The sequence below is a fragment of the Klebsiella sp. CN_Kp091 genome (genome assembly GCF_040065095.1).
Classification (GTDB): Bacteria; Pseudomonadota; Gammaproteobacteria; order Enterobacterales; family Enterobacteriaceae; genus Klebsiella; species Klebsiella aerogenes.
Window position 1 is genome coordinate 1 of sequence record NZ_JBEAIO010000036.1, and the last position, 15,368, is coordinate 15,368.

Consider the following 15,368-nt stretch of genomic DNA (forward strand, 5'->3'; position numbering starts at 1 on the left):
TGCCTGTCACGCAGGGGGTCGCGGGTTCGAGTCCCGTCCGTTCCGCCACTTATTTATATTAAGCCTGCTATATTAGCGGGCTTAATAGCGAGAAAGATTTAGGGGCGTAGCTCAGTTGGTAGAGCACCGGTCTCCAAAACCGGGTGTCGCGAGTTCGAGTCTCTCCGCCCCTGCCATATATAATCCTTTGCTTCGGCAAAGGATTTTTTTTGTCTTTAATTTCTCCTCTTACTCTGCCTTTCCTGTTGTTTTGTCACTCCGTCCATGGAGTCAGATCGCTATTCCAGGATGCTGCTTTTCAGAATTTCGCGAATATGGGCCTGCTTATCGCTATTTTGTAGCCAGATGGCATACAGAGGACGTGAAAGCGTCGCGCTATCGGTCACCGTGTGCAGGCCGGTTTTCTGCTGTGCCCAACTAACGGGTAACCATGTACAACCATTCAGCGTACTGAGTTGCTGATAAGCCAGTTCTGCGGAACTCGTCGTCAACAGGGGTACATCATCGCTGCCGATCAAACCTACTTCGTTTTGCTGGAAATCCGGCCCCCATTCCAGTCGCAGATAGTTCAAATCATTCTTATTTTTTCCCGGTGCGGCACAATAGAGCGCCAGGGTGAAATGACCCAATAACTGGCTGCTTAATTCATCCATCTTCGGTGATTCAGTGGTGATCAGGAGATCGAGTTGGCGTTCATGCAACTGCTTAACTAATGACTGGCGCTGAGCTATCCGCGCCTCAAATTGCAGGTTATAGGGATCTTTGTATAGCGTTCCCAGCCAACCGTTTAACAGGCATTCCCATAGCGACGCGCTGGCGCCGATCGAAAATTCATTATGGCGAGAAGAGTGGGCGACCTCCTTACGCGCGGCCTGCCAGGTATTCATCAACGTTTCTGCATAGGGCAGGAGCTTTTCGCCGGCTGACGTCAGACGAATATTGTTACGATGGCGGGTGAATAAATTTACGCCCAGCTGGTTCTCCAACTGACGAATGCGGAAGCTAACCGCTGATTGTGTTAAATAAAGCGCTTCCGCTGCCCGGCCAAAGTGGCGAGTTCTGCTCACTTCAAGGAAAGTTTTGAGCAATTCCGTGTCCACACTCTTCTCCGCAAAATTATTTGTCGTGATGATTTAAATGTTTTGTTTGACGCTCTGTCAAGCGTAACTAATACTCCGCGCCATAAATAGCTCGGCCAAAGAATCAGGAGCGTGTAGGATGGCGGAAAGCTTTACGACGACTAATCGTTTTTTCGACAATAAAAATTATCCACGCGGGTTCTCCCGTCACGGTGATTTCACCATCAAAGAGGCGCAACTGCTTGAACGTCATGGTTACGCCTTTAATGAGCTGGAATTGGGTAAACGCGAGCCTGTTACCGAAGATGAAAAACAATTCGTTGCGGTATGCCACGGCGAACGTGAGCCGGTAACCGAAGCGGAACGCGTTTGGATTAAGTATATGGCGCGAATCAAACGTCCGAAGCGTTTTCATACTTTATCTGGCGGCAAGCCGCAGGTTGAAGGCGCTGAAGACTACACTGAAAGCGACGATTAAAAAAAGGGCGAAAGCCCTTTTTTTATGCCATCAGCGTCTGCAGGTGATTTAACATACGGTCGATAGCCCGGTAGCTTAGCGCCTCCTGCAAATGATGACGTTCGATATCCCTATCCTCATTCAGATCGGCGATAGTACGCGCAACTTTCAGTAAACGTTGCCATGCGCGGATTGAGAGCCCTAACGCTGAGAGCGTCTGTTCCAGCCATATCGCGTCGTCTTCTTTCAGCTTGCACCAGACTTTTATCTCCCCGCTATCCAGTTGTGCATTAAGTTTATTCTGCCGTGCGATCTGTCTGTCGCGCGCCGCGAATACCCGTAGACGAATGGTGGCGCTTCGCTCTTCGCCAACGCCACCCCGGCTTAATACGCCCGGTGGAGGAAGTGGAATCTCAAGCGAGAGATCGAAGCGGTCGAGAAATGGCCCTGACAATCGGCCCAGGTAGCGCAGGGTCTGTTCCGGTGTGGCCCGATTATGCTGACCCTGGTAATGTCCTGTTGGGCTGGGATTCATGGCGGCAATCAGCTGAAATCGCGCAGGATAGTCAATCTTAGCCCGAGTGCGGGAAAGATGAATTTTTCCTGATTCAATGGGCTCTCGTAGTGCATCCAGAACCCGACGCTCGAATTCAGGTAGTTCATCAAGAAACAGAATACCGTTATGCGCGAGAGAGATCTCTCCAGGGGCCGGGATTGAGCCGCCGCCGACCATCGCCGTTAGCGACGCGCTGTGGTGAGGGGCGCGAAAAGGCCGCCGACGCCACTGACGCGTGACGTAATGAGCATTGACGAGGCTGAGGATGGCCGCGCTTTCCAACGCTTCCTGGTTGCTTAGCGGCGGTAAAAGCCCCGGCAAACGGCTGGCGAGCATCGTCTTTCCTGTACCCGGTGGACCCATCAAGAGTAAATTGTGACCGCCCGCTGCGACTATCTCCAGCGCGCGTTTTCCCTGCTGTTGGCCAATGACATCGCCGAGATCGTCATAATCGTCGTCTCCCGCTGTTATTTCGCCTGCCGGCGGCTGCAGAGTATGTTTCCCTTCCAGAAACGCGCAGACTTCCTGCAGGTGCCTGGCCGTGAGGCACTCATTGCCGCCAATCAAGCCGACCTCTTCGGCGTTATCTCCAGCAACGACAATCTGCCTTCCGGCTTTTATCGCTTCCATGGCGCTGGATATTGCCCCAGGAACGCCGCGTAACGCGCCTGTAAGCGCCAATTCGCCAATAAACTCATACTGATTAAGTTTCGATGCGGCAAGCTGCTGCGAAGCGACCAGGAGCGCGAGAGCGATAGGTAAATCATATCTTCCACCCTCTTTCGGCAGATCGGCTGGCGCAAGGTTTATGGTTATCTTCTTTGCCGGATAGCTGTAGCCGCTGTTAATAATGGCGCTACGTACCCGATCGCGGGCTTCCTTTACCGTGGTTTCCGGCAGACCTACCATCGTCAAACCGGGGAGTCCGTTGCTGATATGGACTTCGACGGTAATTAGCGGCGCGCTGACCCCGAGCGCCGCGCGGGTATAGACAATTGCGAGTGACATAACGCCTCCTGAGCGGAATGATTATGTCTATTTCTGTGGTTTCATGAACCTATGAATGCTTAACTTTACGCTGCCTGTTCCAGACAATTGTCTGCAAAGTTTTGCATTTTCATTGTTTTCGGAGTGCGCGCGCAAATCCGTCATGACGCCGTTTTAATGCCGTAAAACACGGATGCAAAAGCGAGAATAAGCTGAATTTTTTTCATTTAATTTTTTTCTTTTTAAAAACAACTGGTTTAATAAAAATCGTTAGCAAGATCAGAAAATGGAACATAAAAAAATCTTGTGCTTAATGTGATGTCTGTGGTAACTCTTTAGGTATTCCTTCGAACAAGAAGCCAGAAAGAACAGAAAATGACAGCCCTTCTACGAGTGATTAGCCTGGTCGTGATTAGCGTGGTGGTGATTATTATCCCACCGTGCGGGGCTGCACTTGGACGAGGAAAGGCTTAGAAATCAAGCCTTAACGAACTAAGACCCCCGCACCGAAAGGTCCGGGGGTTTTTTTATAACTTAAAAAACATAAGCGAGGAGCAGAATATGGGTTTTAGCATAAAATTCTGTTTCTCCCGATCTATGACGGGGAAGTAACTATGAACGGGGCGCAGTGGGTGGTACATGCTTTGCGAACACAGGGTGTCGACACGGTATTTGGCTATCCGGGTGGCGCGATTATGCCGGTTTACGATGCTTTGTATGATGGCGGCGTGGAACACCTGCTGTGTCGGCACGAGCAAGGCGCCGCAATGGCCGCCATCGGTTATGCCCGCGCGACCGGCAAGACTGGAGTTTGCATCGCCACTTCCGGCCCTGGCGCCACCAACCTGATCACCGGTTTGGCTGACGCGTTACTTGATTCTGTGCCTGTTGTCGCCATCACCGGTCAAGTGGCGGCGCCGTTTATCGGCACCGATGCTTTTCAGGAAGTGGACGTTCTCGGTTTGTCGCTGGCCTGCACCAAACACAGTTTCCTCGTGCAGTCGTTGGAAGAGCTGCCGCGCGTGATCGCGGAAGCTTTCCAGGTGGCAAACTCAGGCCGTCCTGGCCCGGTACTGGTGGATATCCCTAAGGATATCCAACTGGCTAAAGGTGAATTAGATCCGCATTTCTCTACCGTTCCTGACGATGTTGAGTTCCCTCACACACAAGTCGAGCAGGCGTTAGCGATGCTTGCACAGTCCCATAAGCCGATGCTGTACGTGGGCGGCGGCGTCGGAATGGCGCAAGCGGTGCCGGCCGTGCGCGAATTTCTGGCGGTGACGCAGATGCCTGTCACCTGCACACTGAAAGGGTTGGGCGCCGTTGCCGCAGATTATCCCTATTATCTCGGCATGCTGGGTATGCACGGTACCAAGGCGGCAAACCTGGCAGTGCAGGAGTGCGATTTATTGATCGCCGTCGGCGCCCGTTTTGATGACCGGGTGACCGGCAAGCTGAATACCTTTGCCCCGCACGCCAAAGTTATCCATATGGATATTGACCCGGCCGAGCTGAACAAACTGCGCCAGGCGCACGTCGCTTTAACTGGAGATTTAAACGCCATGCTGCCAGCATTGCAGCAGCCGTTGGCCATTGATGCGTGGCGCGAGCACAACGCACAGCTGCGCGCGGAGCACGCCTGGCGTTACGATCATCCCGGCGAGGCAATCTACGCGCCGCTGTTGCTCAAGCAGCTTTCCGATCGCAAACCGACGGATTGCGTCGTGACGACCGATGTCGGCCAGCACCAAATGTGGTCGGCCCAGCACATGACCTATACCCGCCCGGAAAACTTCATCACTTCCAGCGGCCTCGGCACCATGGGTTTTGGTCTGCCGGCAGCCGTTGGCGCGCAGGTGGCTCGCCCGGACGATACGGTTATCTGTATCTCCGGCGATGGCTCTTTCATGATGAACGTGCAGGAGCTGGGCACCGTTAAACGTAAGCAGTTACCGTTGAAAATCGTGCTGCTGGATAACCAACGTTTAGGTATGGTTCGCCAGTGGCAGCAGCTGTTCTTCCAGGAGCGTTACAGCGAAACCACGCTTACCGATAATCCTGATTTTCTTACGCTGGCCAGCGCCTTTGGCATTCCAGGCCAGCACATCACCCGTAAAGACCAGGTTGAAGCGGCACTCGACACCATGCTTTCGAGCCAGGGGCCATACCTGCTTCATGTCTCAATCGATGAACTTGAGAATGTCTGGCCGTTGGTGCCGCCCGGCGCCAGTAATGCAGAAATGCTGGAGAAATTATCATGATGCAACATCAGGTCGCTTTACAGGCTCGCTTCAACCCCGAAACCTTAGAACGCGTGCTGCGCGTGGTGCGCCATCGCGGTTTTCAAATCTGCTCAATGAATATGGAAACCGCGTCGGATGCGCAAAACATAAATATCGAACTGACCGTTGCCAGTCAGCGGCCCGTCGAATTACTGTTTAGTCAGTTACGCAAACTGGTCGACGTCGCCTGCGTCGAGATCCAGCAACCCACATCACAACAAATCCGCGCCTGAGCGCAGAGGAATAAAAAAAATGACGACGAAGAAAGCTGATTACATTTGGTTCAATGGCGAGATGACCCCATGGGGCGAGGCGAAAGTACACGTCATGTCCCACGCGTTGCACTACGGGACTTCGGTATTCGAAGGTATCCGCTGCTACGATTCTCACAAAGGGCCAGTGGTGTTCCGCCATCGTGAACACATGCAGCGTCTGCATGATTCAGCCAAAATCTACCGTTTCCCGGTTTCTCAGAGCGTTGACGAGCTGATGGAAGCCTGCCGCGAAGTTATTCGTACCAATAAACTGACCAGCGCTTATATCCGTCCGCTGGTGTTTGTTGGCGATGTTGGCATGGGCGTTAACCCGCCGGACGGTTACAAAACCGACGTTATCATCGCGGCGTTCCCGTGGGGTGCATACCTTGGCGCAGAAGCGCTGGAGCAGGGGATCGATGCGATGGTTTCTTCCTGGAACCGCGCGGCGCCTAACACCATCCCAACCGCAGCGAAAGCGGGCGGCAACTATCTCTCCTCTCTGCTGGTCGGCAGCGAAGCGCGTCGTCACGGTTATCAGGAAGGTATCGCGCTGGACGTTAACGGCTATATCTCCGAAGGCGCAGGCGAAAACCTGTTTGAGGTGAAAGATGGCGTGCTGTTTACTCCGCCGTTTACCTCTTCCGCGCTGCCGGGTATCACCCGCGACGCCATCATCAAACTGGCGAAAGATCTCGGTATCGAAGTCCGCGAGCAGGTGCTGTCCCGCGAATCTCTGTACCTGGCGGATGAAGTGTTCATGTCCGGTACCGCTGCGGAAATCACGCCGGTACGCAGCGTTGACGGTATCCAGGTCGGCGCAGGCCGCCGCGGCCCGGTGACCAAACGCATTCAGGAAGCCTTCTTTGGCCTCTTCACCGGTGAAACGGAAGATAAATGGGGCTGGCTGGATCCGGTAAGTAAGTGATTAAAAATGGGACGGCACGCACCGTCCCATTGCATAAACAGAGATGGGAGTAAAAAGAGCATGCCTAAGTACCGTTCCGCCACCACCACACATGGCCGCAATATGGCGGGCGCCCGCGCGCTGTGGCGCGCAACCGGGATGACCGATGCCGATTTCGGCAAACCGATCATCGCCGTTGTTAACTCCTTTACCCAGTTTGTACCTGGGCACGTGCATCTGCGCGATCTCGGCAAACTGGTTGCCGAGCAAATTGAAGCTGCGGGCGGCGTCGCTAAAGAATTCAACACCATCGCAGTGGATGATGGGATCGCCATGGGTCACGGGGGTATGCTCTATTCACTGCCATCCCGCGAGCTCATCGCCGATTCAGTCGAGTACATGGTTAACGCCCACTGCGCCGATGCCATGGTTTGTATCTCCAACTGCGACAAAATCACCCCGGGGATGCTGATGGCCTCCCTGCGTTTGAATATTCCGGTAATCTTTGTTTCCGGCGGCCCGATGGAAGCCGGGAAAACCAAGCTGTCTGACAAAATCATCAAGTTGGATCTGGTTGATGCCATGATTCAGGGGGCAGACCCGAAAGTCTCTGACGATCAAAGCGAACAGGTGGAGCGTTCCGCCTGTCCGACCTGCGGTTCGTGCTCGGGGATGTTCACCGCGAACTCAATGAACTGTCTGACCGAAGCATTAGGCTTGTCGCAGCCGGGTAATGGTTCTCTGCTGGCGACCCATGCCGACCGTAAAGCGCTGTTCCTCAACGCCGGTAAACGTATCGTTGAACTGACCAAACGCTACTACGAGCAGGACGACGCCTCCGCGCTGCCGCGCAATATCGCCAGCAAGGCGGCATTTGAAAACGCCATGACTCTCGATATCGCAATGGGCGGCTCAACCAATACCGTTCTGCATCTGCTGGCGGCGGCGCAGGAAGCCGAAATCGACTTCACCATGAGTGATATCGACAAGCTGTCCCGCAAAGTGCCGCAGCTGTGTAAAGTGGCGCCGAGTACGCAGAAATACCATATGGAAGACGTGCATCGCGCCGGCGGCGTGCTGGGGATCCTCGGCGAGCTGGATCGCGCGGGGTTACTCAACCGCGATGTTAAAAACGTTCTTGGCCTGACGCTGCCGCAGACCCTGGAACAGTACGATGTGATGGTGACTCAGGACGACGCGGTGAAAAAAATGTTCCGCGCCGGCCCGGCGGGGATCCGTACCACCCAGGCGTTCTCGCAGGATTGCCGCTGGGATACGCTGGATGACGATCGCGCCGAGGGATGTATCCGTTCTCTGGAGCATGCCTACAGTAAAGACGGTGGCCTGGCGGTCCTGTACGGCAACTTTGCCGAAAACGGCTGTATCGTCAAAACCGCCGGCGTGGACGATAGCATCCTGAAATTTACCGGCCCGGCGAAAGTTTATGAAAGCCAGGATGAAGCGGTTGAGGCCATCCTCGGCGGCAAAGTCGTGGAAGGCGACGTCGTGGTTATTCGCTATGAAGGGCCTAAAGGCGGGCCGGGAATGCAGGAGATGCTCTATCCGACCACTTTCCTGAAGTCCATGGGGCTTGGCAAAGCGTGCGCGTTGATCACCGATGGCCGTTTCTCCGGCGGCACCTCCGGGCTTTCCATCGGCCACGTATCGCCGGAAGCGGCGAGCGGCGGCAACATCGCGATCATCGAAGATGGCGACATGATTGCTATCGATATTCCTAACCGCGGTATTCAGCTGCAGCTCAGCGATGCCGAAATCGCCGCCCGTCGCGAAGCGCAAGAAGCGCGTGGCGATAAGGCGTGGACGCCGAAAGACCGCGAGCGCCAGGTCTCCTTCGCGCTGCGCGCTTATGCCAGCCTCGCGACCAGTGCCGACAAGGGCGCCGTGCGCGATAAATCAAAACTTGGGGGTTAATCATGGCCGAATCGCAACCCCTATCCGCCGCCCCTGAGGGGGCGGAGTATCTCCGGGCGGTACTGCGCGCGCCGGTTTATGAAGCGGTGCAGAAAACGCCGCTGCAAAAAATGGATAAGCTCTCTTCGCGGCTGGATAACGTGATTCTGGTGAAACGCGAAGACCGCCAGCCGGTGCATAGCTTTAAGCTGCGCGGCGCTTACGCGATGATGTCCGGCCTGACGGCGGAACAAAAATCAAATGGCGTGATCACCGCTTCGGCGGGTAATCATGCGCAGGGCGTGGCGTTTTCCGCATCCCGGCTGGGTGTTAAGGCGCTGATCGTGATGCCGGTAGCGACCGCCGATATCAAAGTCGATGCCGTTCGCGGCTTCGGCGGCGAAGTGCTGCTGTACGGCGCCAACTTTGACGAAGCTAAGGCCCGCGCGATTGAGCTGGCGCAGCAGCAAGGTTTTACCTGGGTGCCGCCGTTCGATCACCCGATGGTGATCGCCGGTCAGGGAACGCTGGCGCTGGAGCTGCTGCAGCAGGATGCCCACATTGACCGCGTATTCGTCCCTGTTGGAGGCGGCGGTCTGGCGGCAGGCGTGGCGGTGCTGATCAAGCAGCTGATGCCGCAGATTAAAGTGATAGCGGTGGAAGCGGAAGATTCGGCGTGTCTGAAAGCGGCGCTGGATGCCGGTCATCCGGTGGATCTACCGCGCGTCGGTTTGTTTGCTGAAGGCGTGGCGGTGAAGCGCATCGGCGATGAAACGTTCCGTTTATGCCAGGAGTATCTGGACGATATCATCACCGTCGATAGCGATGCTATCTGCGCGGCGATGAAAGATCTGTTCGAAGATGTGCGGGCGGTGGCGGAGCCTTCCGGCGCGCTGGCGCTGGCGGGGATGAAAAAGTATGTCGCCCAGCATAACATCCGCGGTGAGCGTCTGGCTCACATCCTGTCCGGCGCCAACGTCAACTTCCACGGACTACGCTACGTTTCTGAGCGTTGCGAGCTCGGGGAACAGCGCGAAGCGCTGCTGGCGGTGACGATACCGGAAGAGAAAGGCAGCTTCCTTAAGTTCTGTCAGCTACTGGGCGGCCGTTCGGTCACCGAGTTCAACTACCGTTTTGCCGATGCCAAAGATGCCTGTATTTTCGTTGGCGTGCGGCTGAGCCGCGGGTTGGATGAGCGCAAAGAGATCCTCGAGCTGCTAAGCGAAGGCGGATACAGCGTAGTCGATCTTTCCGATGACGAAATGGCGAAGCTGCACGTGCGCTATATGGTCGGCGGACGTCCGTCTAAACCGCTGCAGGAGCGCCTGTTTAGCTTCGAATTCCCGGAATCACCTGGCGCGCTGCTTAAGTTTCTGCACACCCTCGGCACCCACTGGAATATTTCGCTGTTCCACTATCGCAGCCACGGCACCGATTTTGGCCGCGTTCTGGCGGCGTTTGAGCTTGGCGAGCATGAGCCAGACTTCGAAACCCGTCTTAATGAACTGGGCTACGAGTGTCATGACGAAACCCATAACCCGGCGTTCCGCTTTTTCCTTGCGGGCTAGTGGTTAGGCAGTATTTTCCAGAACGCATCAATAAGCGGCTCATACAGCCGCTTTTTTTGTGCACAGACGCCCAGCTCAAATGGCGTTTTCTCATCGCTGCGATCGAGGATCATCACGCGATTACGCACCGGCTCGGGGCTGTTTTCCAGCACCACTTCCGGCAGTAGCGCCACGCCGCAGCCGAGGGCGACCATCGATACCATGGCTTCATGGCCGCCGACGGTGGCGTAAATGGATGGATTGCTGATTTTATGGCGGCGGAACCACAGCTCGATGCGGCGGCGCACCGGCCCCTGATCGGCCATGATAAACGGTACCGTTGCCCAGTCAGGATGTTCGACCGACACCTGATTGCGCACCGGGCAGGGTAACGCCGGGGCAATCAGCACTACCGCAAGATTTTCCAGCATCGAAAACGCCACCGAGCCCGGCAGCGTCTCCGGCTTACCGGCAATGGCCAGATCGGCTTCTCCAGTGACCACTTTTTCCATCGCATCAGCGGCATCGCCAGTCGATAACTTTATCTCTACTGAGGGATGCGCGGCGCGAAAGCGGTCGAGAATCGGCGGCAGATGGCTGTAAGCGGCGGTCACGGAGCAGAAAATATGTAGCTCGCCGGAGAGCGACGGCCCCTGCTGGTCGATGGCGTGACGCAGTTGCTGATACTGCAGTAAAGTCTGCTGGGCAAAGGTGCGAAGTTCTTCGCCAGCCTCGGTTAGGGTCACGGTGCGATTATCGCGAACGAACAGCGGCTGGCCGAGGTCCTCTTCGAGGCGTTGAATCTGCCGCGAAAGCGTCGAGGGACTAACGTGCATAGCCCGCGCGCTGCGGCCAAAATGGCGGCTTTCCGCCAGATGCAGAAAGGTTTTCAGATCGCGTAAATCCATGGCTCAATCCCCTGAGAATAACGTTGCAGTTATTGCAATGTGATGTTGTGAATATATCAATTTTCGCAACGAAATTCCTGTCATATAGTGGGTTCATTCTCGCAAAACGCGAACCGAACAATAAGCACGACAACACAACATCACGAGGTATCACCATGGCTAACTACTTCAACACACTGAATCTGCGCCAGCAGCTGGCTCAGCTGGGCAAATGCCGCTTTATGGGGCGCGATGAATTTGCCGATGGCGCAAGCTATCTTCAGGGTAAAAAAGTAGTCATCGTCGGCTGTGGCGCGCAGGGCCTGAACCAGGGGCTGAACATGCGTGACTCCGGCCTGGATATCTCCTATGCGCTGCGTAAAGAAGCGATCGCCGAGAAGCGCGCATCCTGGCGTAAAGCGACCGAAAACGGCTTCAAAGTGGGTACCTATGAAGAGCTGATCCCGCAGGCTGACCTGGTCGTCAACCTGACTCCGGACAAACAGCACTCTGACGTTGTGCGTTCCGTACAGCCGCTGATGAAAGACGGCGCGGCGCTGGGTTACTCCCACGGCTTCAACATTGTTGAAGTGGGCGAGCAGATCCGCAAAGACATCACCGTGGTGATGGTGGCGCCGAAGTGCCCGGGTACCGAAGTTCGTGAAGAGTACAAACGCGGTTTCGGCGTGCCGACGCTTATCGCTGTACACCCGGAAAACGATCCGAAAGGCGAAGGTATGGCCATTGCTAAAGCGTGGGCAGCGGCGACCGGCGGCCATCGTGCGGGCGTTCTGGAATCCTCCTTCGTGGCGGAAGTAAAATCTGACCTGATGGGCGAACAGACCATCCTCTGCGGTATGCTGCAGGCGGGTTCTCTGCTGTGCTTCGACAAGCTGGTGGCTGAAGGTACCGATCCGGCCTACGCGGAAAAACTGATTCAGTTCGGTTGGGAAACCATCACCGAAGCGCTGAAGCAAGGCGGCATCACCCTGATGATGGATCGCCTGTCTAATCCGGCGAAACTGCGTGCTTACGCGCTGTCAGAACAGCTGAAAGAGATCATGGCGCCGCTGTTCCAGAAACATATGGATGACATCATCTCCGGCGAATTCTCTTCCGGTATGATGGCTGACTGGGCGAACGACGACAAAAAACTGCTGACCTGGCGTGAAGAGACCGGTAAAACCGCGTTCGAAACCGCGCCGCAGTATGAAGGTAAAATCGGCGAGCAGGAGTACTTCGATAAAGGCGTTCTGATGATTGCAATGGTGAAAGCGGGCGTTGAACTGGCCTTCGAAACCATGGTTGATTCCGGCATCATCGAAGAGTCCGCTTACTACGAATCACTGCACGAACTGCCGCTTATCGCCAACACTATCGCCCGTAAGCGTCTGTATGAAATGAACGTGGTTATCTCCGATACCGCGGAGTACGGTAACTACCTGTTCTCTTATGCTTGCGTACCGCTGCTGAAAGAGTTCATGACTACCCTGCAGACCGGCGACCTGGGTAAAGCGATTGCCGAAGGCGCGGTAGATAACGCTCAGCTGCGCGACGTGAACGAAGCGATTCGCAGCCACGCTATCGAAGCGGTGGGTAAAAAACTGCGCGGTTATATGACCGATATGAAGCGTATCGCGGTTGCCGGCTGATAAAACAAAAGGTGCGGGCGGATGCCCTCACCCCAACCCTCTCCCACAGGGAGAGGGGGCAAACATTAAAGGCCTTCTCTTTGAGAAGGCCTTTAATGTTTATTTCCGGTACAGCACTTTGATGATGTGGTAACCGAACTGGGTATGCAGCGGGCCGGTTGGCTCCAGTTCAGGGCAGGAGAAGACCACTTTATCGAATGCCGGAACCATCTGGCCCTGGCGGAATTCGCCCAGATCGCCGCCGCGTTTTCCTGACGGGCAGATAGAGTGTTTTTTCGCCAGCTTGCCGAAGTCGGCGCCGTTTTTGAGCTGCTCAAGCAGATCGAGAGCCAGTTTCTCTTCTTTTACCAGAATATGCAGTGCTGCCGCTGTTTTAGCCATGATTGCGCCTTGATTGAGTTGGGATAAATCAGGGCGCCATAGTAACACGCGCTAGCGGCGATACAGCACCTTGATGATATGGTAGCCAAATTTGGTGTGTACCGGGCCATAGGGTTTGAGCAGCGGACAGCTGAACACGGCTTTATCAAACGGAGCGACCATCGCGCCCTGCTGGAACTCCCCCAGATCGCCGCCATGACGTCCGGACGGACATTTTGAGTAGCGCTTCGCCAGATGATCGAAGCTGACGCCTCGTTCCAGCTTGGCGAGGATCTCGTGTGCCAGTTTTTCTTCTTTGACCAGAATATGCAGGGCCGCTGCGCTTTTTGCCATAACCGGAGCCTCAGGATAAATTGCGTGGCTGACACTTTACCATCAGCCGGTAAATCTCAGCCTCGCTTTCTGCTACAATCCACACCCCGTTCGAAGATTGAGCAATATTCCCATGCGTTTAAACCCTGGCCAACAACAAGCCGTCGAATTCGTTACCGGACCGTGCCTGGTGCTGGCGGGCGCCGGTTCCGGTAAGACCCGCGTTATTACGAATAAAATCGCCCACCTGATCCGCGGCTGCGGTTATCAGGCGCGCCATATCGCGGCCGTCACCTTTACTAACAAGGCCGCGCGCGAAATGAAAGAGCGCGTCGGGCAAACGCTGGGGCGTAAAGAGGCGCGCGGGCTGATGATTTCCACCTTCCACACCCTGGGGCTGGATATCATCAAACGTGAATACGCCGCGCTGGGAATGAAATCTAACTTTTCCTTGTTCGATGATACTGACCAGGTCGCGCTGCTGAAAGAGCTCACCGAAGGGTTGATCGAAGATGACAAAGTGGTGTTGCAGCAGCTGATCTCGACGATCTCCAACTGGAAAAACGATCTGAAAACGCCGGCGCAGGCGGCGGCTGGCGCGAAAGGCGAACGGGACCGCATCTTCGCCCACTGCTATGGCCTCTATGATGCGCATATGAAGGCCTGTAACGTCCTCGATTTTGACGATCTTATCCTGCTGCCGACGCTGCTGCTGCAGCGTAATGAAGAGGTGCGCGAACGCTGGCAGAACAAGATCCGTTACCTGCTGGTGGATGAGTATCAGGATACCAACACCAGCCAGTATGAGCTGGTGAAGCTGCTGGTGGGGCAGCGCGCGCGCTTTACCGTGGTGGGTGATGATGACCAGTCGATCTACTCGTGGCGCGGCGCGCGGCCGCAAAACCTGGTACTACTGAGCCAGGATTTTCCGGCGCTGCAGGTGATCAAGCTTGAACAGAACTACCGTTCATCAGGGCGTATTCTGAAGGCCGCCAACATTTTGATCGCCAATAATCCGCACGTCTTTGAAAAGCGGTTGTTCTCTGAACTAGGCTACGGGGCTGAACTGAAGGTGCTCTCCGCTAACAATGAAGATCATGAAGCGGAACGCGTCGCAGGCGAACTGATTGCTCACCACTTTATTAATAAAACCAACTACAAAGATTACGCCATCCTTTATCGCGGCAATCACCAGTCGCGGGTCTTTGAAAAGATGCTGATGCAGAACCGTATCCCGTACAAAATCTCGGGCGGCACGTCGTTCTTCTCGCGTCCGGAAATTAAAGATCTGTTGGCCTATCTGCGCGTACTCACCAACCCGGATGACGACAGCGCCTTCCTGCGTATCGTCAATACGCCAAAGCGAGAGATTGGCCCGGCGACATTGCAAAAGCTGGGCGAATGGGCGATGAGCCGCAATAAAGGCTTATTCACCGCCAGCTTTGATATGGGATTAAGCCAAACGCTGACCGGGCGCGGGTATGAATCCCTCACTCGTTTCACCCACTGGCTGCGGGAAATTCAGCAATTGACCGAGCGTGAACCGGTCAATGCCGTGCGGGATTTAATTCGTGGGATTGATTATGAGTCCTGGCTATATGAAACCTCGCCGAGCCCGAAAGCCGCGGAAATGCGGATGAAAAACGTCAACCAGCTGTTCACTTGGATGACTGAAATGCTGGAAGGCAGTGAGATAGACGAGCCGATGACGCTGACGCAGGTGGTTACCCGCTTTACCCTGCGCGATATGATGGAACGCGGCGAATCGGATGAAGAGCTGGATCAGGTGCAGTTGATGACCCTGCATGCCTCAAAAGGGCTGGAGTTCCCCTATGTTTACCTGGTGGGAATGGAAGAGGGATTGCTACCGCATCAGAGCAGCATCGATGAAGATAACGTCGATGAAGAACGGCGACTGGCCTATGTGGGTATCACCCGCGCGCAGAAAGAGTTGACCTTTACGCTCTGTAAGGAGCGTCGTCAGTATGGCGAGCTGGTGCGCCCGGAGCCGAGCCGTTTTCTGCTTGAGCTCCCGCAAGACGATCTGATTTGGGAGCAGGAACGGAAAGTCATCTCTGCGGAAGAACGTATGCATAAAGGCCAGGCCAACGTCGCGAATATTAAGGCGATGCTGGCGAAGGCGAAAAAGGGCTAAC

14 protein-coding genes and 1 tRNA gene are annotated in these 15,368 nt (G+C 55.2%); 10 read left to right on the forward strand and 5 right to left on the reverse strand.

The annotated features are described in order from the left end of the window. Positions 1-100 precede the first annotated feature (100 nt). Positions 101-176: transfer RNA gene (locus tag ABLV17_RS14105), tRNA-Trp, on the forward strand. Positions 177-278: 102 nt separating this feature from the next. On the opposite strand, the gene hdfR is transcribed toward ABLV17_RS14105, so the two are convergent. Then, positions 279-1,100 (reverse strand): HTH-type transcriptional regulator HdfR, encoded by an 822-nt coding sequence (hdfR, locus tag ABLV17_RS14110; protein ID WP_045389306.1) that lies wholly within the window; start codon positions 1,098-1,100, stop codon positions 279-281. A gap of 118 nt (positions 1,101-1,218) precedes the next feature. Here hdfR and ABLV17_RS14115 point away from each other — a divergent pair, with 118 nt between their 5' ends. After that, positions 1,219-1,557: a DUF413 domain-containing protein gene (locus ABLV17_RS14115; RefSeq protein ID WP_015368901.1), complete on the forward strand. Its 339-nt coding sequence runs from the start codon at positions 1,219-1,221 to the stop codon at positions 1,555-1,557. Positions 1,558-1,579: 22 nt separating this feature from the next. Here ABLV17_RS14115 and ABLV17_RS14120 read toward each other — a convergent pair whose 3' ends face one another. Beyond that, positions 1,580-3,100, reverse strand: a complete 1,521-nt coding sequence (locus tag ABLV17_RS14120; protein ID WP_271032859.1) for a YifB family Mg chelatase-like AAA ATPase — start codon at positions 3,098-3,100, stop codon at positions 1,580-1,582. A 354-nt stretch (positions 3,101-3,454) separates the two neighbouring features. On the opposite strand from ABLV17_RS14120, the gene ilvL reads away from it, so the two are divergent. From ilvL to ilvA, 6 genes are all read left to right on the forward strand, one after another. Further along, positions 3,455-3,553 carry an ilv operon leader peptide gene (gene ilvL, locus ABLV17_RS14125; protein ID WP_001311244.1) on the forward strand — a complete coding sequence of 33 codons (99 nt, stop codon included), beginning with the start codon at positions 3,455-3,457 and terminating at the stop codon, positions 3,551-3,553. A gap of 140 nt (positions 3,554-3,693) precedes the next feature. Then, entirely contained in the window at positions 3,694-5,340 is a 1,647-nt protein-coding gene (ilvG, locus tag ABLV17_RS14130) for an acetolactate synthase 2 catalytic subunit (RefSeq protein WP_087858717.1), read from the forward strand. Then, positions 5,337-5,594 carry an acetolactate synthase 2 small subunit gene (gene ilvM, locus ABLV17_RS14135; protein ID WP_015368897.1) on the forward strand — a complete coding sequence of 86 codons (258 nt, stop codon included), beginning with the start codon at positions 5,337-5,339 and terminating at the stop codon, positions 5,592-5,594. The genes ilvG and ilvM overlap by 4 nt, the downstream gene beginning before the upstream one ends. A 19-nt stretch (positions 5,595-5,613) precedes the next feature. After that, positions 5,614-6,543, forward strand: a complete 930-nt coding sequence (locus ABLV17_RS14140) for a branched-chain amino acid transaminase (RefSeq protein ID WP_008807980.1) — start codon at positions 5,614-5,616, stop codon at positions 6,541-6,543. Positions 6,544-6,603: 60 nt separating this feature from the next. Beyond that, on the forward strand, positions 6,604-8,454 hold the full coding sequence (gene ilvD, locus ABLV17_RS14145; protein ID WP_015368896.1) for a dihydroxy-acid dehydratase: 1,851 nt from the start codon (positions 6,604-6,606) through the stop codon (positions 8,452-8,454). A 2-nt stretch (positions 8,455-8,456) separates the two neighbouring features. Next, a complete protein-coding gene (gene ilvA / locus ABLV17_RS14150) occupies positions 8,457-10,001 on the forward strand; it encodes a threonine ammonia-lyase, biosynthetic (protein WP_308957996.1) in 1,545 nt (514 codons plus the stop codon). Here the strand turns inward: ilvA and ilvY are convergent. Further along, positions 9,998-10,888, reverse strand: coding sequence for an HTH-type transcriptional activator IlvY (ilvY, locus tag ABLV17_RS14155; RefSeq protein ID WP_080924841.1), 891 nt, complete (start codon positions 10,886-10,888; stop codon positions 9,998-10,000). The two genes, ilvA and ilvY, sit on opposite strands and share 4 nt — an antisense overlap. 155 nt (positions 10,889-11,043) lie before the next feature. On the opposite strand from ilvY, the gene ilvC reads away from it, so the two are divergent. Then, entirely contained in the window at positions 11,044-12,519 is a 1,476-nt protein-coding gene (gene ilvC, locus ABLV17_RS14160) for a ketol-acid reductoisomerase (RefSeq protein WP_015703965.1), read from the forward strand. Between the two features lie 99 nt (positions 12,520-12,618). Here ilvC and ppiC (ABLV17_RS14165) read toward each other — a convergent pair whose 3' ends face one another. Continuing rightward, positions 12,619-12,900, reverse strand: a complete 282-nt coding sequence (gene ppiC, locus ABLV17_RS14165; protein ID WP_002883180.1) for a peptidylprolyl isomerase PpiC — start codon at positions 12,898-12,900, stop codon at positions 12,619-12,621. A gap of 51 nt (positions 12,901-12,951) precedes the next feature. Next, the gene (gene ppiC / locus ABLV17_RS14170; RefSeq protein WP_308957997.1) at positions 12,952-13,233 is read right to left on the reverse strand and encodes a peptidylprolyl isomerase PpiC; all 282 of its coding nucleotides are present in this window, start codon (positions 13,231-13,233) and stop codon (positions 12,952-12,954) included. 112 nt (positions 13,234-13,345) lie between these two features. On the opposite strand from ppiC (ABLV17_RS14170), the gene rep reads away from it, so the two are divergent. Further along, positions 13,346-15,367, forward strand: coding sequence for a DNA helicase Rep (gene rep, locus ABLV17_RS14175; RefSeq protein ID WP_087858715.1), 2,022 nt, complete (start codon positions 13,346-13,348; stop codon positions 15,365-15,367). Position 15,368 lies beyond the last annotated feature (1 nt).

What these genes read in the sequence shown, in the direction of transcription:
- ABLV17_RS14115 (WP_015368901.1), top strand. Translation starts at nt 1,219, where the DNA reads ATGGCGGAAAGCTTTACGACGACTAATCGTTTTTTCGACAATAAAAAT.
- ABLV17_RS14120 (WP_271032859.1), bottom strand. Translation starts at nt 3,100, where the DNA reads ATGTCACTCGCAATTGTCTATACCCGCGCGGCGCTCGGGGTCAGCGCG.
- ilvL (WP_001311244.1), top strand. Translation starts at nt 3,455, where the DNA reads ATGACAGCCCTTCTACGAGTGATTAGCCTGGTCGTGATTAGCGTGGTG.
- ilvG (WP_087858717.1), top strand. Translation starts at nt 3,694, where the DNA reads ATGAACGGGGCGCAGTGGGTGGTACATGCTTTGCGAACACAGGGTGTC.
- ilvM (WP_015368897.1), top strand. Translation starts at nt 5,337, where the DNA reads ATGATGCAACATCAGGTCGCTTTACAGGCTCGCTTCAACCCCGAAACC.
- ABLV17_RS14140 (WP_008807980.1), top strand. Translation starts at nt 5,614, where the DNA reads ATGACGACGAAGAAAGCTGATTACATTTGGTTCAATGGCGAGATGACC.
- ilvD (WP_015368896.1), top strand. Translation starts at nt 6,604, where the DNA reads ATGCCTAAGTACCGTTCCGCCACCACCACACATGGCCGCAATATGGCG.
- ilvA (WP_308957996.1), top strand. Translation starts at nt 8,457, where the DNA reads ATGGCCGAATCGCAACCCCTATCCGCCGCCCCTGAGGGGGCGGAGTAT.
- ilvY (WP_080924841.1), bottom strand. Translation starts at nt 10,888, where the DNA reads ATGGATTTACGCGATCTGAAAACCTTTCTGCATCTGGCGGAAAGCCGC.
- ilvC (WP_015703965.1), top strand. Translation starts at nt 11,044, where the DNA reads ATGGCTAACTACTTCAACACACTGAATCTGCGCCAGCAGCTGGCTCAG.
- ppiC (WP_002883180.1), bottom strand. Translation starts at nt 12,900, where the DNA reads ATGGCTAAAACAGCGGCAGCACTGCATATTCTGGTAAAAGAAGAGAAA.
- ppiC (WP_308957997.1), bottom strand. Translation starts at nt 13,233, where the DNA reads ATGGCAAAAAGCGCAGCGGCCCTGCATATTCTGGTCAAAGAAGAAAAA.
- rep (WP_087858715.1), top strand. Translation starts at nt 13,346, where the DNA reads ATGCGTTTAAACCCTGGCCAACAACAAGCCGTCGAATTCGTTACCGGA.